At 74.8% G+C, this 19,632-nt stretch carries 19 protein-coding genes; 4 read left to right on the forward strand and 15 right to left on the reverse strand.

All coding sequences use genetic code 11. From position 1 onward, the window contains the following. Nucleotides 1-36 precede the first annotated feature (36 nt). The 4 genes from mtrA to FHX39_RS13250 all read right to left on the reverse strand — a co-directional run bounded on the left by mtrA (nt 37) and on the right by FHX39_RS13250 (nt 3,324). Nucleotides 37-774, reverse strand: coding sequence for an MtrAB system response regulator MtrA (mtrA, locus tag FHX39_RS13235; protein ID WP_183341410.1), 738 nt, complete (start codon nt 772-774; stop codon nt 37-39). A gap of 114 nt (nt 775-888) precedes the next feature. Beyond that, a complete protein-coding gene (locus FHX39_RS13240) occupies nt 889-1,452 on the reverse strand; it encodes a YqgE/AlgH family protein (protein WP_183339113.1) in 564 nt (187 codons plus the stop codon). Then, a complete protein-coding gene (locus FHX39_RS13245) occupies nt 1,439-1,897 on the reverse strand; it encodes a VanZ family protein (protein ID WP_183339115.1) in 459 nt (152 codons plus the stop codon). The genes FHX39_RS13240 and FHX39_RS13245 overlap by 14 nt, the downstream gene beginning before the upstream one ends. Continuing rightward, nucleotides 1,894-3,324 carry an NAD-dependent malic enzyme gene (locus FHX39_RS13250; RefSeq protein ID WP_183339117.1) on the reverse strand — a complete coding sequence of 477 codons (1,431 nt, stop codon included), beginning with the start codon at nt 3,322-3,324 and terminating at the stop codon, nt 1,894-1,896. The genes FHX39_RS13245 and FHX39_RS13250 overlap by 4 nt, the downstream gene beginning before the upstream one ends. Before the next feature lie 61 nt (nt 3,325-3,385). Between FHX39_RS13250 and FHX39_RS13255 the strand changes: the two genes are divergently transcribed. Both FHX39_RS13255 and FHX39_RS13260 read left to right on the forward strand, forming a co-directional pair. Next, nucleotides 3,386-4,369 (forward strand): amidohydrolase family protein, encoded by a 984-nt coding sequence (locus FHX39_RS13255; protein WP_183339119.1) that lies wholly within the window; start codon nt 3,386-3,388, stop codon nt 4,367-4,369. Nucleotides 4,370-4,592: 223 nt separating this feature from the next. After that, the gene (locus FHX39_RS13260) at nt 4,593-5,357 is read left to right on the forward strand and encodes a DUF4352 domain-containing protein (RefSeq protein ID WP_183339121.1); all 765 of its coding nucleotides are present in this window, start codon (nt 4,593-4,595) and stop codon (nt 5,355-5,357) included. 54 nt (nt 5,358-5,411) lie between these two features. Here FHX39_RS13260 and FHX39_RS13265 read toward each other — a convergent pair whose 3' ends face one another. The 7 genes from FHX39_RS13265 to folP all read right to left on the reverse strand — a co-directional run bounded on the left by FHX39_RS13265 (nt 5,412) and on the right by folP (nt 14,002). After that, nucleotides 5,412-6,191, reverse strand: a complete 780-nt coding sequence (locus tag FHX39_RS13265; RefSeq protein WP_183339123.1) for a hypothetical protein — start codon at nt 6,189-6,191, stop codon at nt 5,412-5,414. Further along, the gene (locus tag FHX39_RS13270; RefSeq protein ID WP_183339125.1) at nt 6,188-7,399 is read right to left on the reverse strand and encodes a VWA domain-containing protein; all 1,212 of its coding nucleotides are present in this window, start codon (nt 7,397-7,399) and stop codon (nt 6,188-6,190) included. Before FHX39_RS13270 ends, FHX39_RS13265 begins: the two co-directional genes overlap by 4 nt. Next, nucleotides 7,392-9,788, reverse strand: a complete 2,397-nt coding sequence (locus tag FHX39_RS13275; protein WP_198423393.1) for a DUF5682 family protein — start codon at nt 9,786-9,788, stop codon at nt 7,392-7,394. Before FHX39_RS13275 ends, FHX39_RS13270 begins: the two co-directional genes overlap by 8 nt. Then, entirely contained in the window at nt 9,785-10,915 is a 1,131-nt protein-coding gene (locus FHX39_RS13280; RefSeq protein WP_408631490.1) for an ATP-binding protein, read from the reverse strand. Before FHX39_RS13280 ends, FHX39_RS13275 begins: the two co-directional genes overlap by 4 nt. After that, nucleotides 10,912-11,691 carry a DUF5691 domain-containing protein gene (locus FHX39_RS13285; protein WP_183339127.1) on the reverse strand — a complete coding sequence of 260 codons (780 nt, stop codon included), beginning with the start codon at nt 11,689-11,691 and terminating at the stop codon, nt 10,912-10,914. Before FHX39_RS13285 ends, FHX39_RS13280 begins: the two co-directional genes overlap by 4 nt. A 24-nt stretch (nt 11,692-11,715) precedes the next feature. Beyond that, nucleotides 11,716-13,032 carry an SWIM zinc finger family protein gene (locus tag FHX39_RS13290; RefSeq protein WP_183339129.1) on the reverse strand — a complete coding sequence of 439 codons (1,317 nt, stop codon included), beginning with the start codon at nt 13,030-13,032 and terminating at the stop codon, nt 11,716-11,718. A 79-nt stretch (nt 13,033-13,111) separates the two neighbouring features. Continuing rightward, complete coding sequence (folP, locus tag FHX39_RS13295; RefSeq protein ID WP_332836824.1) at nt 13,112-14,002, reverse strand: dihydropteroate synthase; 891 nt, start codon at nt 14,000-14,002, stop codon at nt 13,112-13,114. A 44-nt stretch (nt 14,003-14,046) separates the two neighbouring features. Here folP and FHX39_RS13300 point away from each other — a divergent pair, with 44 nt between their 5' ends. Next, nucleotides 14,047-15,321 carry a glycoside hydrolase family 3 protein gene (locus FHX39_RS13300; RefSeq protein ID WP_183339131.1) on the forward strand — a complete coding sequence of 425 codons (1,275 nt, stop codon included), beginning with the start codon at nt 14,047-14,049 and terminating at the stop codon, nt 15,319-15,321. A gap of 115 nt (nt 15,322-15,436) precedes the next feature. Next, nucleotides 15,437-16,531, forward strand: coding sequence for a ScyD/ScyE family protein (locus FHX39_RS13305; RefSeq protein WP_183339133.1), 1,095 nt, complete (start codon nt 15,437-15,439; stop codon nt 16,529-16,531). Here the strand turns inward: FHX39_RS13305 and FHX39_RS13310 are convergent. Genes FHX39_RS13310 through FHX39_RS13325 form a run of 4 tightly spaced genes read right to left on the reverse strand, consistent with a single transcriptional unit; the run spans nt 16,525 to nt 19,578 of the window. Then, entirely contained in the window at nt 16,525-16,857 is a 333-nt protein-coding gene (locus FHX39_RS13310; RefSeq protein WP_183339135.1) for a hypothetical protein, read from the reverse strand. The genes FHX39_RS13305 and FHX39_RS13310 overlap by 7 nt on opposite strands. Beyond that, nucleotides 16,854-17,270 carry a DUF3224 domain-containing protein gene (locus tag FHX39_RS13315; RefSeq protein ID WP_183339137.1) on the reverse strand — a complete coding sequence of 139 codons (417 nt, stop codon included), beginning with the start codon at nt 17,268-17,270 and terminating at the stop codon, nt 16,854-16,856. The genes FHX39_RS13310 and FHX39_RS13315 overlap by 4 nt, the downstream gene beginning before the upstream one ends. Further along, nucleotides 17,267-19,165, reverse strand: coding sequence for a potassium channel family protein (locus FHX39_RS13320; RefSeq protein ID WP_183339139.1), 1,899 nt, complete (start codon nt 19,163-19,165; stop codon nt 17,267-17,269). The genes FHX39_RS13315 and FHX39_RS13320 overlap by 4 nt, the downstream gene beginning before the upstream one ends. 26 nt (nt 19,166-19,191) lie before the next feature. Further along, nucleotides 19,192-19,578 carry a DUF6394 family protein gene (locus FHX39_RS13325; RefSeq protein ID WP_183339141.1) on the reverse strand — a complete coding sequence of 129 codons (387 nt, stop codon included), beginning with the start codon at nt 19,576-19,578 and terminating at the stop codon, nt 19,192-19,194. Nucleotides 19,579-19,632: the final 54 nt, after the last annotated feature.

Raw genomic sequence — 19,632 nt, forward strand, 5'->3', positions numbered from 1 at the left:
GCACCGGCGCCCGGCTCGTCGGCAGCGGCGCCGACGTCAGGCGCGGACGGCGTCGCCGGCCTTGTAACCGATGCCACGGACCGTCACGACGATCTCCGGGTGCTCGGGGTCGCGCTCGATCTTGGAGCGCAGCCGCTGCACGTGGACGTTCACCAGGCGCGTGTCGGCCGCGTGGCGGTAGCCCCACACCTGCTCCAGCAGCACCTCGCGGCTGAACACCTGCCAGGGCCGGCGGGCCAGGGCGAGCAGCAGGTCGAACTCGAGCGGGGTCAGCGCGATCGACGCACCGTCGCGCTTGACGGAGTGCCCGTCGACGCTGATGACCAGGTCGCCGATCTCGAGCGTGTCGGCCTCGCCCTCCTCGACCGCCGTCGGCAGGCGACGCAGCCGCGTCCGGATCCGCGCGACGAGCTCCTTGGCCTTGAAAGGCTTGGAGACGTAGTCGTCGGCGCCGGCCTCGAGGCCCTCGACCACGTCGACGGTGTCGGTGCGCGCGGTCAGCATGACGATCGGGACGCCCGACTCGCCGCGGATGTCGCGGCAGACGTCGACCCCGTCGCGGCCGGGCAGCATGACGTCGAGGAGCACGAGGTCGGGGTGGTTCTCCCGGAACGACGCCAGCGCCTTGTCCCCGTACGCGCACCAGAAGGGCTCGAAGCCCTCGTTGCGCAGCACGATGGACAGCATCTCGGCCAGGGCGGCGTCGTCGTCGACGACGAGGATGCGCGGGCGTGCGGCGCTGGTCTCGATCGGCTCGGGCGAGCCGCCTGCCATGCCCTCGAACACGCACAGCCCTTTCGTCGCCGGGACCAGCGGGGCGCGTCGTCGCACCCCGGTGGCGTGGCCCACATCGTATGCGAGCCGTCCGCCTCGACCCGTGACCGCGGGCTAGTTGGTCGTGGGGTCGTCGACCCAGGTGGAGAAGACGGCGACGGGGGTCCGCTGGCGGCGCAGCACCGAGCGCCACAGGTCGAGCGGGGCGATGCCGAAGACGTCGCTCGGCTCGGCGTCGAGGACGTGCCACATCCCCTCGGCGACCTCGGCCTCCAGCTGGCCCGCGGCCCAGCCGGCGTAGCCCGCGAAGATGCGCAGGTCGGCGTACGCGCCCTGGACGATCTCGACGGGGGTGTCGAGGTGGAGCAGGCCGACGTCGCCGAAGAGGCGGCGCCAGCCCGGGGGCTCCTCCCCCGGCACGCGGACCCGGGCGAGGCAGATGGCGCCGTTCGGCGAGACCGGGCCGCCGTGGAAGAGCAGCCGCGGCTCCGACACCACCGGCACCCAGTCGGGCAGCACCGAGTCCAGCGTCGTCGGCGACAGCTCGTTGAGGACGACGCCGAGCGCACCGTCCGCGTCGGCGTCGAGCACCAGGACCACCGTGGCGTTGAAGACGCCGTCGGCCAGGGCGACGCTGGCCACGAGGAGGGCGCCGGGCCGGGGATCACGCTCGGCCATGCGCCGCCCGCCGCCGCAGGAGCAGGTACGCGGCCAGCCCCAGGGCCGTGCCCACGACGTCGGCCAGCGCGTCGGCCGGGTCGCCCGACCGCGTCGTGTAGAGCTCGCCCTGGACGACCTCGCTGACCCCCGCGTGCAGGACGAAGAGCCCGACCACCAGCGCCACCGCGCGCCCGCTCAGCAGCTGGCCGCGCCGGGCCACGTGCAGGTGCAGCGCGAGCAGGACGAGGAAGCAGGGCAGCCCGAAGCCGACGAGGTGCTCGAGCTTGTCCGCCTGCGGGAACCACGGCACCGACGGCGGCCCGTGGTCGCGGTAGAGCCCCCAGAGGTGGACGGCCAGCCCGACGAGGGCCGCCGCGGCGGCGGCCACCCGTACGGTGCGCCCGGGGGCCGGCCGGAGCGTCTGGTGGGAGGTCGTGGCCCTCGTGGTCGGGGCCGGGGTCACACCGCGACTTCGGCGTCGACGCCCTCGGCCGGGAGCTCGGCCGGCCCGCCCGCCGCGCGGCGCACCGCCGCGGCCACGGCCGTGTGCACGTCGGCGTTGAAGACGCTGGGGGTGATGTAGGAGGCGTTGAGCTCGGCGTCGGAGACCACCCCGGCCAGAGCCCGGGCCGCGGCGAGCAGCATCGTCGAGGTGATCTCGGAGCTCCGCGCGTCGAGCAGCCCGCGGAACACGCCGGGGAAGGCCAGCACGTTGTTGATCTGGTTGGGGAAGTCGGACCGCCCGGTGGCGACGACCGCGGCGTAGCGGCTGGCGTCGGCCGGGTCGACCTCGGGCTCGGGGTTGGCCAGGGCGAAGACGATCGCCTGGTCGGCCATCGTGGCCACGTCCTCGCCGGACAGCACGTTGGGCGCGGACACCCCGATGAAGACGTCGGCGCCGGCGACGGCTGCGCGCAGCGAGCCGGTCACGTCCAGCGCGTTCGTGTGCTCGGCCAGCCAGAGCAGCTCGCCGACCAGGCCGTCGCGCTGGCGGTGGACCACGCCCTCGATGTCGGCCACGACGATGTCGCCCGCGCCGGCCTCGAGCAGCAGCTTGATGATCGCGGTGCCGGCCGCGCCCGCGCCGGACATGACGATCCGGACGTCGGCGATGTTCTTGCCGACGACGCGCAGCGCGTTGTAGAGCGCGGCGAGGACCACGATCGCGGTGCCGTGCTGGTCGTCGTGGAAGACGGGGATGTCGAGGAGCTCGCGGAGGCGGCGTTCCACCTCGAAGCAGCGCGGGGCGGAGATGTCCTCGAGGTTGATGCCCGCGAAGCCGGGGGCCACCGCCTTGACCACGGCGATGATCTCCTCGGTGTCCTGGGTGTCCAGGCACAGCGGCCAGGCGTCGATGCCGGCGAAGCGCTTGAACAGCGCCGCCTTGCCCTCCATCACCGGCAGCGCGGCCTGCGGGCCGATGTTGCCCAGGCCGAGGACGGCCGAGCCGTCGGTGATGACGGCGATCGAGTTCCGCTTGATCGTGAGGCGCCGCGCGTCCTCGGGGTTCTTGGCGATCGCGAGGCAGACCCGGGCCACGCCCGGGGTGTAGATCATCGACAGGTCGTCGCGGTTGCGGATCGGGTGCTTGCTCTGCATCTCGATCTTGCCGCCGAGGTGCATGAGGAACGTGCGGTCGCTGACCTTGCCGATCGTCACGCCCGGCACGGCGGTCATGATCTCGACGAGCTGGTCCGCGTGGTCGGTGTCGCGGGCCGCGACGGTGACGTCCATCCGCAGGCGTTCGTGGCCGGAGGCCGTCACGTCGAGCGCGGTCACCGCCCCGCCGGCCTGCTCGACGGCGGTGGTCAGCTGGCTGACGGAGGCTCCACCTGCGGGGACCTCCAGCCGTACGGTGATCGAGTACGAGACAGAGGGGACAGCGCTCACGCTCTGCATGTTCTCACGCACGTCGGTCCGTCAGGATCCGACCGAGACCCGAGGGGGCCCGATGGAGCTGATCGCGATCGAGGAGCACTGGAACCACCCGGCGCTGACCGCCGCCGTGAAGGCGCTGCCGGCGGGGCGTCAGGACCCGAGCCTCGCCTTCGACGAGATGGGCGACAACCTCGAGCGCCTCGACGACCTCGGCGACGCCCGGGTCGCCGCGATGGACGCGCAGGGCATCGACCTGGCGATCGTGTCCCTCGCGCCGCCCGGGACGCAGCCGCTCGACCCGGTGGACGCCGTACGGCTGAGCCGGGAGGCCAACGACGTCGCCGCCGAGGCCGTACGGCGGCACCCGACGCGGCTGCGCGCCTTCGCGACGCTCCCGCTGGCCGACCCGGCGGCGGCCGTCGCCGAGCTCGAGCGCGCCGCGGGGCTCGGCTGCGTGGGGACGATGGTCTACGGCCGGGTCGGCGAGACGCCGCTCGACGACCCGCGCTTCGACGACGTCTTCGCGGCCGCCGCGGAGCTGCACCTCCCCGTCTTCGTCCACCCGCAGATCCCGGCCCCGGCCGTGCGCGAGGCGCAGTACAGCGGCTTCGACCCGATGACCGACCTCGCCCTGTCCACCTTCGGCTGGGGTTGGCACCTCGAGGCCGCGCTGGCCGCGCTGCGGCTGATCGTGCGCGGCACGTTCGACCGCCACCCCGATCTGCAGCTCGTGCTCGGGCACTGGGGCGAGCTGCTGCTCTTCTGGCGGGACCGCACCGACAGCCTGTCCCGGGTCGCCGGGCTGGAGCGGAAGGTGTCGGACTACGTCCGCACGAACGTCCACGTCACGGCCTCCGGGATGCTGAGCCCGGCGCTCCTGCACCACGCGCTCGAGGTGACGACGCCCGACCGGCTGCTGTTCTCCACGGACTACCCGTTCCAGCGTCCGACCCGGGACGACATCGCCACGTTCCTGGGCGAGCTCCCCACCGAGGCCGACCGCGTGGCCTTCACCTCCGGCAACGCGCGGGCCCTCTTCGGCCTCTCGGGGACGTGAGCGCCACCCGGTGACCCCGGAGCGCTCTCCTGCGCCCGCCACCCGACCGACGAAGTTCAGGATCCCGCCACGTCGACGATCGGGCTGGGCTACGTTCGCTTTCTGACGACCAGGGACAAAATCGGTGTCGCCAGCTCGGGAGCCGTGCTGCGTCTGGTGCCGCGACCGGGTGGAGCATCCCCCGAGCCTTCGCCGCGAAGGCCTCGCCGAGAAGGAGACCTTCATGGCCGACCCGACCACCCAGAACCCTCCTGGTCGCCGGCAGCAGCCCGCCCACGCCGCGCACGGGGAGCTGCTCACCCACCACGCGCCGCCTCGGGCACGACCGCGCCGCGCCCTGGTCGTGCGCCGCTGGTACCAGCGGAAGCGTGTGCTCCTCCCGCTCGCCGCGCTGGCCACCGCCGGCGTGATCATCGGCATCGGTGGCGCGGGGAGCGGCACGCCCGCCCCGGCCGCGGGAGCGCCCGCCACGTCGACCGCGGCGGGCAGCACGGCGATCGTCGAGCCGGCGGCCGTCCCGGCCGCGGTGCCGACGAAGAAGGCGACGACCGCGACGACCGCGACGAAGAAGAAGGCGGTCGCCAAGGCGGCCGAGATGGGCGACTCGGTCAAGGCCGGGGACTGGCAGCTCAAGGTCACCGACTTCGACTGCGGCGAGAGCGAGGTCGGCGACGACGACCGCACGAAGGAGGCCGAGGGCGAGTTCTGCCTCCTCGAGATCAGCGCCAAGAACAACGGCGACTCCGAGGGCACCATCTCCGGCGACGGCCAGAAGCTCTCCGACGACGACGGCAAGACCTACCGCAGCGATCTCGAGGCGGCCCTGTACGACGACCCGGACAGCAACCTGCTCGCCGACGGCGTCGATCCCGGCGACACGGCCAAGGGCACGATCGTCTTCGACGTCCCGAAGAAGGCCACGATCACCGGGGTCACCCTGACCGGTGGCGGCGGGTCCGACGGGAAGGTCAAGGTCAGCCTGCGCTGAGGCCTGCGCCGGACCGCGTGCCGACCGGTGTCGCCCCGAGCGCCGCCTCGGCTCTCACGGGAAGCTGACCGACCAGCGCCCCCGGCAGGACACGGCCAGGATCGTCGGGTCGGTGCCGAGGGGGCCGGGGACCGGGAAGGTCCCCGGGTCGTCCCGCTGCTCGCGCGCGCCCTCGGCGTACTCGCCGGTGGCCGACCGGCGGGAGAGGGTCCGGACCACCGAGGCGCTGCCGCAGGTGAGCCGCAGGTCCGACCGGGCGCTGACCGCGACGACGTCGTCCCCGAGCGAGCCGAAGGTCTGCTCGTGCACCGGGACGGCGTCGAACGGGGTGAGCGTGACGGTCCACAGGGCCGAGGCCGGGGCCCTCACGAGCAGGCCGCTGCCGGTGCTGGGCGCCACGGTGTCCGGCGCGACGGTGTCCAGCGCCCAGATCACGTCGGCAGGGTCGGGGAGCGGGCCACCGCCCACGGGCGTGCCCCCGGGCAGCTCGACGAGCCAGGTGTCGGCGTCGCAGCCCGTGCAGATGAAGTGCAGGCGGGTGCCGTTGTGCGGGGCGCGGCGGTAGCGCAGGTCGGCCGCGCCGCGTGCGTTCACCAGGACGCTGCGGTCGGCGTCGAGGGCTCCCACCTTGCGCACCGGGTAGGCCGCGCCCGGCGTCGGCACGTCTGTCCGGGGCGCCGGGGACGGCGTCGTGGGAGCGGGCGGGGGCGACTGCGGGGACTGGACGGGCGGACCCGGCGGGCGGCCGACGAGGGCGACCACGCCGGACGCGACCGCGAGCAGGAGGGCCAGGAGCAGCCCGACCAGCGGGGTGGTGCGCGCCGGGCGGTTCACCGCCGCGCCGCCTGCTGGGCGGCGGCCCAGGCCCCGACGTCACCGCGGCGCAGGGCGACGGCGAGCAGGTCCGGGAACGCGTCCGGCGTGCAGGCGAAGGCCGGCACCCCGAGCGCCTCCAGCGCGGCGGCGTGGTCATGGTCGTACGCGGGCGCGCCGGCGTCGCTCAACGCCAGGAGGACGACGAGCGTCACGCCCGAGCGGACCAGGGACGCCACCCGCCGGAGCAGCTGCTCCGCGTCGCCGCCCTCGAAGAGGTCGGTGATCAGCACCATGAGCGTGTTCTCGGGCTGACGCACCAGACCGGCGGCGTACGCGAGGCCGCGGTTGATGTCGGTCCCGCCGCCGAGCTGGCAGCCGAAGAGCACGTCGACCGGGTCGTCGAGGTACGGGGTGAGGTCGACGACCTCGGTGTCGAAGGCGACGAGCGAGGTGCGCAGGGACCGGATGGAGGCCAGCACGGCGCCGAAGACCGCGCCGAACACGACCGACTCGGCCATCGAGCCCGACTGGTCGATCGCCACGACCACGTCGCGGGAGACGGCGGGCGAGGCCCGGGCGTAGCCGACCAGGCGCTCGGGGACGACGGTGCGGTGCTCGGGCAGGTAGTGCTTGAGGTTGGCCGCGATGGTGGCGTTCCAGTCGATGTCACGGGCCCGCGGGCGGGAGGTGCGGGCCGCCCGGTTGACCGCCCCGTGCACCGCGGAACGCGTCGGCTGGGCGATCCGCCGCTCGATCTCGGCCACGACCCGGCCGACGACGACACGTGCCGTACGCCGGGTCGTCTCGGGCATCACCTGGTTGAGGCTGACCAGCGTCGCGGCCAGGTGCACGTCCGGCTGCACGGAGTCGAGCAGCTCCGGCTCCAGCAGCAGCGAGGCGAGGTCGAGCCGCTCGATCGCGTCGCGCTGCAGGACCTGGACGACCGACGTCGGGAAGTACGTGCGGATGTCGCCGAGCCAGCGGGCCACCGACGGGGCCGACGCCCCGAGCCCGCCCCGGCGCCGCGTACGCCCGTCCTCGCCGGGGTCGTCGGCGTCGTACAGCGCGGCGAGGGCCCGGTCCATCTGCTGCTCCTCGGCGGTGAGGCCCGGCTCGAGCGCGGCCTCGGCCGGCTCGCCGAGCAGGAGCCGCCAGCGCCGGTGGCGGCTGTTCTCCTCGCCCTCGACCGGCTCGGCCGGGTCGGTCGAGCCGGGCGCGTCAGTCATGCCGGCCCGCCGCGAGGATCGTCTCGACGGTCGCGAGCGCGGGTCCGGCCAGCGCGGTGAGGCGGTCGGCCGCGGCGGACGCGGGCACGGGGTCGCCGTGGGCCAGCCGTTGGGCGAGGGAGCGGCGCTGCGCCGGGGAGAACGTGCCGAACGTGCGCCGGACGAGCGGCAGCACGTCGACGAACTCGGCGTCGGCGAGACTCGAGACCCAGCCGTCGAGCAGGGTGCGGAGCGCCGGGTCGTGCACGAGCAGCACGGCGCCGTCGGTGAAGAAGCCCTCGACCCAGGCCGCCTTCGTCGCGGCCGGGCTGCCGTACGAGAGCGCGCGGTGCAGGCGCGCGGGAGCGTCGTCGACCAGCTCGGCGTCGACGAGCAGCCGGGTCAGCCGACCCTGCAGGAGCGGGGCGAGGTCGCGCCGGTCGGCCAGGCCCCGCAGCGTGGCGAGCCACTCGCGCCGGACGTCGCCGTCCCCCTCCTGCGCCAGCAGCCCGACGGCGGCGTGCACCGCGTCGACCAGGTCCCGGACGCGGACCGCGCTCTCGTCGTCCAGCCCGGTCGTCGCCCGCCCCAGGCCCGCGCACGTACGCCGCACGAGGACCTCGGCGGTCTGGCGGAGCGCACCGGTGTCGGTGCCCCGGACGTCGCCGTAGCGGGCGGCCCGGGCCAGCGCGGGCAGCGCCTCCATCAGGTGCTCGACGTCGGCGTCGCGCGCCGCCTGGTCGGCGCAGGCCTCCAGGAGCCGAGCGAGGGCGTCGGGCAGGGCGGCCAGCAGGCAACGTTCCACGGTGCGGGCCAGCTCGACCAGGCTCTGCCCGGCGACGACCGACTCCACGCGGGCGGTGGCGGCCGACTCGACGGTCGTTCCCCAGACGGCCGCCTCGACGACGGACACAGCCAGCTCGGGCTGCCAGGCCAGGCGCCACGTCTCGCGGAACGTCCCCGTCGCCTGCACGTCGCTGGTCGCCGGCTGCGCCCAGCCGAGGTCGAGCAGGCGGAGCCGGTGGAACAGCTGCGACCGTTCCCGGTCGATGCCCCGGCGCAGGTCGAGGTCGAGCGCGCGCGCCGCCGGCTCGCGCTTGAGCCGCAGCCGACGGGTGGTCGCCACGAGGTCGGCCTCGAGCGGGACGGTCGGCACCGACGCGGGCACGTCGCCCAGCCGCTCCCCCACCACCAGCCGCTCGGTGACGTAGCGCAGCGCCAGCTCGTCGCCGTCGCAGAGCACCGCGCGGGTCGCGTCGGTGACCTCGCTCAGACCCGCGAGCGGCCGCCCTCGCAGGGTCGCGAGCGTCTCGGCGAGCCGGACGGCCTCGATCACCGAGGCGCTCGACACCGGCAGGTCGCGGGTGCGCAGCTCGCCGGCCACCGCGGTCAGCCAGCGCGTCACCGGCACGTCGGGCGCCTCGAAGAGGTGCGCGTACCAGCCGGGCGAGGTGATGCCGGCGCCGTACCCGCTGGCCGCGGCGAGCCGGCGGTGCGTCCACGGCACCCAGGTGCAGACCACCTTGCGCTTCGGCAGCCCCCGCAGCAGCCGGGCGTCGGGCGCCGCGGGACCGAGCGGAGCGGTGAGCACCGGGGCGTGCCAGGCGCCGCAGACCACGGCCACCCGCGTCCGCCCCCGCTTGAGCGCCGCGCGGATCGTCTGGCGCATGTACGCCTCCCGGCGCGCCTCGTTCTCGGCGTGGCGACCTCGGCGCTGACCGACCAGGCGGCGCAGCTCGCCCATCGCCTCGAGGACGAGCGGGAAGGGCGACGACCCGTCGAGCCGGCCCTCGACGACGTCCTCCCACCACCGCTCGGCGTCGTCGTAGCCGCCGGCCTGCGCCAGCGCGGCCAGCGGGTCGCGGCTCGCCAGCCGACGGCGTGCGGCGGCGTCCGGGCCGGTCGCGGCGGGGCCGCTCAGCAGCAGGTCGACGGCGGAGGGCCCGTCGACGTCGTCCTCGGCGTCCGCAGTCTCGTCGTCCGGTGCGTCGTCCGCCTCGTCCAGCAGCGTGCGCTCCCGGGGAGCGAGTGTGGCCGAGGCGGGCAGGTCGCAGAAGCCGACCTCGACGTCGTGTCGGCGGGCCCACCGGATCGCCTGCCACTCGGGCGAGAAGCCGGCGAACGGCCAGAACGACGCGACCCGCGGCTCCTCGGGCGCGTACGCCAGCAGCGCCACGGGCGGCACGAGGTCCTCGTCACCGACGAACCGCAGCAGCGCGTCGGCGTCCGGCGGCCCCTCGACGAGCACGCAGTCAGGGTTGTACGCGTCCAGCGCCGCGACGAGCGAGCGTGCCGAGCCCGGGCCGTGGTGCCGGATCCCGAACACCTCGACCGTCGGCCCCGTCGGGGCGGTGTTCTCAAGCGGGGTCTCGGGCGGGTGCTCGGTCTCGTGCTCGGCGAGCAGGCTCACGTGCCGTCCCGGCAGGCCTCGTAGAAGGCGCCCCAGCCCGGACGTTCCCGGACGACGACGTCGAGGTACTCGGCCCAGGCCTGCGCGTCGGCGACCGGGTCCTTGACCACGGCCCCGACGATGCCCGAGGCGACGTCGGCCGGTCGCAGCACGCCGTCGCCGAAGTGGGCGGCCAGCGCGATCCCGTTGGTCATCACCGAGATCGCCTCGGCCGCGGACAGGGTCGCCGTGGGCGAGCGGACCGCCGTACGCCCGTCCTCGGTCACCCCCGAGCGCAGCTCACGGAACACGGTGACGACCCGCTCGATCTCCTCACGGGCGGTTCTGACCGGCGGCAGCTGGAGCGCGGCGGTCAGGTCGGCGACGCGGGTCGTGACGATGCGGACCTCGTCCTCGGCGTCGGCGGGCAGCGGCAGGACGACGGTGTTGAAGCGTCGGCGCAGCGCCGAGGACAGCTCGTTCACGCCCTTGTCGCGGTCGTTGGCCGTGGCGATGACGTTGAAGCCGGGCCGGGCGGCGACCTCGCGCCCCAGCTCGGGCACCGGGAGGACCTTCTCCGACAGGACCGTGATCAGCGCGTCCTGCACGTCGGACGGGATGCGGGTGAGCTCCTCGACCCGGGCCAGGGCGCCCCGTTCCATGGCGACCATGACCGGGGAGGCCACCAATGCCTGCGGGGTGGGGCCCTCGGCGAGCAGGCGGGCGTAGTTCCAGCCGTAGCGGATCGACTCCTCGGCCGTGCCCGAGGTGCCCTGGACGAGCAGCGTCGAGTCCCCCGACACCGCGGCGGCCAGGTGCTCCGACACCCACGACTTGGCCGTGCCGGGCAGGCCCATCAGCAGCAGCGCGCGGTCCGTGGCGAGCGTGGCGACGGCGACCTCCATGAGCCGGCGCGACCCGATGTACTTCGGGCTGACCACCGTCCCGTCGGCCAGGGTGCCGCCGACGAGGTAGGTCACGACGGCCCACGGCGAGAGGCGCCACTGCGGCGGGCGCGGCCGGCCCTCGTCCGCGTCGAACGCCTCCAGCGCCGCGAGCTCCTCGGCGAAGGCGACCTCCGCGTGCGGGCGGAGCACCGCCGGCGCCGCCACAGGCGCCTGGTCCTGCTCGATGATGGCCTCGCTCACGGACGCTCCTGGCGGGTGGGAAGAGTGGGGACGGTGCGGACAGGGTGACGCTCCGGGGGCACCCGGTACGGGTCGAACGCGCTCGCCAGCGCCCAGCGCACCCAGAGGACCTCCTCGGCGGCGGCGAGGCCGGCGCGGGCGGCGGCGTTCGTCGGGTCCCGACCCGCCTCGACGAGCTCGGGGTAGAGCGCCAGCGGGAGCCGGGCGGCGGTCTGCTGCCCGAGGGTGCGCGCCCCGCCCACGGACTGCTCCCCGGCGGCCAGCGTCCGGACGACAGCGCGCGCCGGCTCCGCGGCCAGCGCGTCGTCCGGGGCGGGGACCTCGGCCGCCCGGACCACGGCGGACCAGGCGGGGTTGTGCCGGGCGAACCACAGCCCGCGCGGGCCGAGCGCCGCCCCGAGCCGGGCGCGGTTCAGCCCGGTGGCGCGTCGGGCCCGGTCGAGGACCGGCGCCCAGCGCTCGGGTGGGAGGCCGACGCCGGCGGCGAGCGCCTCGCGCAGCCAGAGGTCGAGCAGCGGCAGCGACGCCTGGAGCAGGATCTCGTCGAGCATGTCGCGGGCGGCGACGGACGGCAGCGACAGCGTGCTGGCCGGGGCCGACGGACCGGGCCGGACGACGGTCGACGCGGCGGCGACGAGGGTGGTGGCCCGACGTCGGCCCGCCGCCTCCAGCAGCCAGTCGGCGGGGTCGGCCCCCTCGGGGAGCGGGACCGCGCGCCGGTCCGTCCCGAGCAGGGCCGCGTTCACCAGGTCGACCTCGACCGCCGTCGTGCTCACGCGACGGCTCTCATCCGACGGCGCTCATGCGACCGCCAGCAGACGCGGGGCGTCGGTCTCGGCGCCGGCGTCGAGCAGCCGGACGGGCGTGAACCCCGCCGGTCCCCACTCGCCGAACACGTCCACCACGTCGCCGCCCGACGCGGCGAGCAGCGGCCACGGCTCGGCGACGGCCGCGACGAGCCGTACCGCGGGCCCGTCTCGATCGGCCAGGTGCCAGGGCTCCCCCGCCCGCGCCGGCGGTACGGGCACGGCCCGCAGCACGGTCGGCATGCGGTTGGCCCAGGGGTCGGCGGCCACCTGTGCGGCCCAGCGGTGCTCGGCGGCGGCGACCGGCTCGGCCGGCCACCCGCGCTCGAGGGTCGGCCACGGCGTGTCCTCGACCGGTCGCTGCTCGCCCAGCAGGACCCGGTGCTCGCCACCACCCGGGTAACGGTGGACCTCGGCGTCCAGCAGCTCTCCCACCTCCACGCTCTCGTCCAGACCGGCACCGGGGACGGCAAAGCTCAGCAGCATCGCCCAGCTGCGCGTCCGCGTGCCCCAGAGCCAGACGCGCCGCGTCTCGAGCCGGCCGTCGATGCTGTCCACGGCGCCGACCGCCCACCAGTGGTCGGACACCGACGGCCGGGCCAGCACCGCCGCCTTGGCCACGGGGTAGCCGACCCGCGACCGGACGGTCGCGGCCAGGTCGTCGGGCAGCCGGTCGAGGCCGCGGTGGGCGACGACGAGCAGGTGCAGGCCCGCGAGCGCGTCGAGCAGGTGCTCCGGCCAGGCGTCGCGCGCGAGGAGCCCGGGCAGGCCGCGGAGCATCCCCGCGACCCCGGGCGCCTGGGCGTCGACCATGCGGGCGGCCACCCCCTCGACGTGGGTCCACGCGCGCCGCTCCCACACCGAGAGCCCGGTGCGGACCTGGTCCTGCAGCCAGCGGTCGAGCTCGTCGAGCCCGGCGTCGACCTTGGCCCGGCGCTCTGCGGCGCGGGCGGCCGCCGCGTCGGCGTCGGGCACCCGCTCCTCGTCCGCGGTCCGTCCCCGGGCGGGTCCGGCGGCCGGCACCCACGCGGGCGGCTCGCCCGGCGCGACCAGGCCGTCCGTCCAGCGCAGGAGCAGCGCGAGCGCGTGCTTGCAGGGCGACTTCCGGCTCGGGCAGCTGCACGCGTACGACCGCCCCGGGTCCACCACGACCGCGTACGTCGCCGACCCCCGGCACCGGCCCCAGAGCAGGCCGCCCGGACCCCGGCCGGACTCGGACCAGATCCGGGTCGCGGTCAGCGGCGGTGCCGCCCGGCGCGACGCGTCGTCCGGTGCCGCGGCGAGCACCTGCGCCCGGCTCCAGACCTCCACGACCGCCACAGTAGTGAGCGGCGCCGACAGTTCCGGGCTGCAGGACAGCGCCCCGAACCGGCGGGCGAAGGGCGGGACGTCACTCGAGGTTGTGACGGAGACCGGTCGGCTCGCGCAGGCCGAGGACGGCCTCGAGCATCCGGGCCGTGGCGACCGAGGCCGCGACGTCGTGCATCCGCAGGACGCGGGCGCCACCGAGCACGCAGGCGGAGGCCGCGGCGACCGAGGGGACGAGGCGGTCGGGCTTGCCCAGCCCGGTCGACTCGCCGACGAAGTCCTTGTTGGACACGGCGGCCAGCAGCGGGAGGCCGAGGTCGGCGATCTCGGGCAGGCGCCGGGTCAGCTCGAGGCTGTGGCGGGTGTTCTTGTTCAGGTCGTGACCGGGGTCGAGGACGATCCGGTCCTCGGCGACGCCGCGGTCGCAGGCCAGCTGGACGCGGTCGGCCAGGAAGGCCTTCACCTCGTCGACCACGTCGTCGTAGCGCGGTCGGCGCAGGTGCGTCCCCGGCGCCGCGAGGCTGTGGGTGACGACGAGGGCGGCGTCCGCACCGGCGACGACGTCCGCGAGCTCCGGGTCGCGCAGGCCGCTGGTGTCGTTGACGACGAGGGCTCCGGCCTCGAGCGCGCGGTGGGCGACCTCGGGGCGGACGGTGTCGACGGAGAGGACGACGTCGGTCCAGGCCCGCGCCCCGACGAGGACGGGGACGACACGGTCGGCCTCCTCCTCCGGGCCCACGGCGAGCGCGTCCGGCGAGAACGGGGCCCCGCCCACGTCGACCCAGTCCGCGCCGGCCTCGGCGGCGGCGACCACGGCGCCCACCGCACGTTCGAGGGCGTACGTGGCGCCGCCGTCCCAGAAGGAGTCCGGCGTGCGGTTGACCACGCCCATGGTGTGGACACGGGCCGAGAAGTCCGTGCTCCAGGCGCCCCAGGTCACCCGCGGATGCCGCAGCGGAGGCAGGTAGACCACGCCGCAAGTCTGCGCCCGGGCCGCGCGGCACCTAAGGTCACCGGGTGCGTCGTCGTGCCGCCGTCGTCGGTCTCCTTCCGCTGGCCCTGCTCCTGCCGGCCTGCGGCGCTCCGACGACCCCCGGACCGGCCGCGTCCGCACCGGTCACGACCGCGGCGCCCGCACCGGTGCCGACCGCACCGACCACGAGCACGTCGGCAGCGCCCTCGGCGACGCCGTCGGGGGGCGGCAGCACGGCCCCCGAGGCCGAGCACGCCCAGCGTCAGCCGGGGACCTGCGCCGCGGTCGTCGCGGGCATGAGCCTCTCCGAGCAGGTCGGGCAGACGATCATGGTGGCGCAGAGCTCGACGACCCCGAGCGCGGCCGGCCGGGACGCGGTACGCCGCCTGCACCTCGGCTCCGTCGTCCTGCTCGGCAACAGCACGGAGGGTCATCGGCGCACGGCCGACCTCACCGGAGACCTGCGCGACGGCGTCGGGAAGGTCGACGGGGTCGGCCTTCTGGTCGCCGCGGACCAGGAGGGCGGTCTCGTGCAGCGGCTGAAGGGCCCCGGCTTCGACACCATCCCCCGCGCCAGCACGCAGGCCGGCTGGTCGGACGCCACGCTGCGCAAGCGGGCGAAGACGTGGTCCGAGCAGCTGGGCCGCGCCGGTGTCGACCTCAACCTCGCCCCGGTCGCCGACGTGGTCCCGAGCTCCGTCGGCAACGCCAACGAGCCCATCGGCGCGCTTCACCGCGGCTTCGGACCCCAGCCCGCCGTGGTCGCCCGCAAGTCCGTCGCCGTGCTCGAGGGGATGCACGACGGCGGCACGGCCACGGCGGTCAAGCACTTCCCGGGCCTCGGCCGGGTCCGCGGCAACACCGACACCCGCGCGACGGTGGTCGACGCGACCACCACGCGCGACGACGCGCTCCTGGCCGGCTTCCGGGCCGACGTCGAGCACGGGACCGAGCTGGTCATGCTGTCGTCGGCGACCTACCGGCGCATCGACGCGAAGCGGCCCGCGACCTACTCGCCGACCGTCATCGAGGGCATGCTCCGCGGCGACCTGGGCTTCCGCGGCGTCGTCGTGTCGGACGACCTGCTCGGCCGGGCCCTGGCGTCGACGTCGGTGCGCAGCCGCGGCGTCCGCTTCCTCGAGGCCGGCGGCGACCTCGCCCTCGTCGGCAGCACGTCGGCCGCCGCGCAGGTGCACGACGGCCTCCTGGAACGGGCCCGGTCGGACCGCGCCTTCCGCGCGCGGGTCGAGCAGAGCGCCACCCGGGTGGTGGCGATGAAGAGCGGCCAGGACCTCGTGTCCTGCCGTGTCACTGGTTGACCTCGCACGACCGATCTGTGCACCTTTCTGAGAACCTCTAGCCAGACCCTCAGCCCCTGCCATACGTTCGCCCCGCCCCGTCAGGGGGTGAACCAGATCACATCCGGGGGGATACATGCACGTACGGAACCGGGTCGCGCTCGTCGCGGCCACCGCTCTGAGCTGTGCGGGACTGCTCAGCACCACGCCGGCCACGGCCGTCAGCCCGAAGGCGGCGGAGACGCCGGCCAAGGTCAAGGTCGTCGCCAAGAACCTGACCGACCCGCGTCAGCTGAGCGAGAGCGGCGACTCCTTCTACGTCGCCGAGTCCGGCCTCAACCAGGTCGCGCAGGTGACGAAGGCGGGCGGCGCCCGCAAGACCGTGGTCAAGGGCGTCGCGAACGCCCAGGGCGCGGTCAGGGCAGGCGGAAAGATCTACGCCACGTCGGGGTCGTCGAACCCGGGCGAGCCGCAGGTCGGCGGCTCGCGCCGCCTCTACGTGGCCAAGGCCGGCCAGAAGCCGGCCACCTTCGCCGACCTGCTCGCGTACGAGCTGAAGCACAACCCGGACAACCAGACCCAGGGCACGGGGCCGACCGACGACACGCTCTCCAACCCCTACGCCGTCGTGAAGAGCCGGGCGAAGAACGGCTTCCTGCTCATCGCCGACGCGGGAGCTAACGACATCCTCGCGGTGAGCAAGAAGGGGAAGGTCTCGACCTACTGGGTGCCGCAGGCGATCACGACGGGCGAGTGCGCCACGCAGGAGCAGAACAGCGACGCCGGACCGAGCTGTGACCCGGTGCCGACGGGGCTGGCGTACGGGCCGGGCGGCCTGCTCTACATCTCCGGGCTGAGCAGCGAGGCGCCGGGCGAGGGCCGCGTCTACGTGCTGGACAAGAACACCAAGCTGGTCAAGACGCTCACCGGCTTCACGTCCCCGACCGGCGTGGCCGTGGGGTCCGACGGCAGCGTCTACGTGTCCGAGGCCCTGCAGGGGGCGCCCGAGGGCCCGCCCGCGCCGGACTTCAACCCCGACTCGGTCGGCCAGGTCGTCAAGGTCGCGCCGGACGGCAAGCGCACGTACGCCCAGGTGTCCCAGCCAACCGGCCTGCTGTGGAGCGACGGCAAGCTCTACGCCTCGGCCCGGTCGCTCTACAAGGCGTTCTTCGGCGCCGACGGGGCCGGCCAGATCGTCTCGGTCGACCCGAGCTCGTTCGTGGCTCAGTAGCGCTTCGGCGCCTTGCCGCGCCACGCCAGGGAACGGGCGTCGAGCGTGCGCAGCAGCGGGTCGCCCTCGGTGAGCAGCCGCTCGCCGAGGGCGACCGCGCCGCCGAGCTGGGCGTCGTCCAGCTGGCGGTAGGCCGGGCCGCCCCGGCGGTCGAGGTGGTCGTACCAGCACCCGCCGACCGCGTCGTCGAGCAGCACGCGCCCGAAGCAGTGGTTGAGCCGCAGCGACCAGCCGTCCGCCCGCGCCGCCGCCGGGAGGTCGTGGTCGACCAGCGCCCGGTAGCGCTCGAGCAGCGCCGGGCGCCGGTCCGCACCGGGCTCGGTCATCCCGCGGGCAGGTCCCACTCGAACCAGATGCGGTGCGTCCCGTCGTCGTCGACGGCGAGGCCGCCCGTGCCCGAGATCCCGGCCAGGTCGCCGGTGCCGCTGCCCTCGGCGATGCGGAAGAACTCGCCGTGGCGGTCGCCCTGGTGCGTCGAGGCCGCGTGGACGAAGACGAATGCCCCCGCCATCGTGTCGAGCGTCCCGACGAAGGACTCGAGGGCGACGTACGTCCCGTCGCCCTCGGGTGCCTGGCCACCGGTGAACCAGGTCGCCGACGTGCCGTCGACCTCGCCGGTGAAGCGCTTCTCCATGGTCGCCACGCCCACCGGCATCGCGGTCGTCACCTCCACCGCCGGCTCCACGTCGGCGGGGGTGAAGCCCAGCACCTCGAAGGTGCCCTCGGACCGTCTGCTCATGCGTCCTCCTCGTCGTCGCCGTCCAGCCTGGGCGAGCCCACCGACACCGTCGGCGGCTCGGCCGCCCGGGTGCCGGTGCTCCGGGGGCGGTCCCCGCCGAGCGGGTCGCCGTCGTCCTTCGACAACCGCCGCCAGACCCAGCTCGAGGGCACCCGGCGGTCGAAGAGCACATACGCCGCCCCCGACTCGATGACCAGCGTGCTCTCCAGCCCGCGTCGCTCGGCGGCGCGCCCGGCGAACAGCAGCTGGTCGCCCGGCGCCAGCACGACGTCGTCGTCGGGGGTCAGGACGACCTCGTCCCCGTCCTCGCGCAGCAGCAGCAGCGGGACGACCTTCAGCCGACGGTCGCGGTCCTCGGGGCTGCGGAGGAGGTCGCCGAGGCGGACGCGCCCGGTCGGCAGGAGCCGCTCCAGGGCGGGGGCCTGAGCGTGGTCCAGCCGGACCTTCCACAGCGCGGGCAGCTGCTGGCCGCAGCTGGAGCGCAGCCGCGCGGTGACGACGTCGGCCCAGCCGTCCCCCTGCGCGGGGAGCCGCTGGATGAAGCGCCAGAGCAGCGGCGTGCTGAGCTGCGCGTAGACCTCGTGCGCGACCACCTCGGTCGGCACCAGCAGCGCGTCGGGCCGCATCGCCTCGAAGAGGGCCGCGCTGGTCGGCAGGTTCTGCCGGGCGGCCAGGAACAGCCCCGGGTTGTGCCGGCGCGCGGTGGCGAGCATCGAGAGGTTCGTCGTGTCGTTGTCGGTGCCCGCGACCAGGCCGACGGCCCGCTCGAGGCCCGCCTCGAGGAGGACCCGGCCGTCGGAGCCGTCGCCGAGGACGACCTCGGCGTCGTGGTCCTCGCTGGCGACCGACTCGACGACCACCACGTCGAGGCCCGCGGCGCGCAGGTCGGAGGTCACCTCGCGCCCGAAGCGGCCGTACCCGCAGACGACCCAGAGCCCGTCGCGCCGCGGCTCGCCGCGCTTGGGCAGCTCGGCGCCCGGGCCGGCCTCGAGCCAGGTGAGCAGCTGGTAGGACGCCGGTGCGTTCAGCGCGAGCCGCAGGTGCTCGCCGAAGCGGTCGAACGGGTTGACCACGGTGGGCGTGCCGAAGGCGTGCATCCGCTCCGCGACCGCGGCTGACACCGTCCGGGCCACGACCGGGATGTCAGGGCGCAGGAGCGCTGCCGCCATGGTGACGGCGAGGTTCGTCTCGTCGTCGTTGCTCAGGGCGAGCACGGCCGCGCAGCTCGGGTGGTTGAGCCCGGCGGCGCCGAGGTTGCGGGGGTTGGCGGCGTCGGCGACCAGGCCGGGGATGTCGGCGTGGTACGAGCCGAGCTCGAGGGCGTCGATGCGCTCCGAGGACGAGTCGATCACCACCAGCTGCTGCCCGAGCGCGTCGAAGTCACGAGCCAGCAGCTCCCCCGCCCGGCCGAACCCGGCGACCAGGAAGAACGGTTCACGCATGCGCCCGACCTTGCGGGTGAAGCCCTGCAGCGCCACCGCCTGCTGGAACGCGCGGTCCTGCAGCAGCGTCAGCAGCGAGCCGATCGCGTACGCCCAGCCGATCACCGACGCGTAGATCGTGAAGGTCACCCACAGCCGTTGCGCCGGGGTGAACGGCCACGGCAGCTCGCCGAAGCCGATCGTGGTCGCGGTGTAGCTGACGAAGTAGAACGAGTCGAAGAGCCCGATGTGGGCGGGCCGCCCCTGGTCGTCGATCCCGGGGATCAGCGACAGCCCGATGACGCTGATGCTGAAGATCACGATCAGCGTGATCAGCGGGGCGCGCATCCGACGCATCACGACGAAGATCGCCGACGACGCCTGCTCGGGCGCCAGGTCGACGAGCGCCGGGATCCGCCGGACGGGGTCGCGCCGGCCGAGCAGCTCGAGGAAGACCATCAGCGGGTTGCTCATCGAAACGACTCTCCCCCGACCCGCGCTCAGCCCCGGTGGAACGTGACGGTCTCGGTCACCAGCAGCACGACCGACACCAGGTTGGCCAGGAGCGCGCCGCCCGAGAGCGACACCACGCTCGCCGTCGACTCCGGCGTGATGCCGGCCTTGGAGATCTCGTCGGCCCACACCCACACGACGCTCGCGGCGATGAGCTGGAGGTCGGCGACCAGGCTCGTCGCGAGGTGCACCGCGCCGATCTGCGTCCGGTCGCCGAACTTGAGCACCGTCGCGATCAGGCTCACCGCGAGCGCCGCGAACAGCTCGTACACGTTGTGCAGGTCCGGGTTGGCGATGTCGCCGACGAAGAAGCCCATGTTGAGCGTCGCGGCGAGCAGGACGAAGAAGCCGAAGACGACCTTCTCGAGGTTCACGGTGCTCCCCTGCGTCGCGCTCGGTACCCGCGCTCGTCGACGACCGCGTGCGGG

Origin of the sequence: Microlunatus antarcticus (genome assembly GCF_014193425.1) — a bacterium.
Lineage (GTDB): Bacteria > Actinomycetota > Actinomycetes > Propionibacteriales > Propionibacteriaceae > Microlunatus > Microlunatus antarcticus.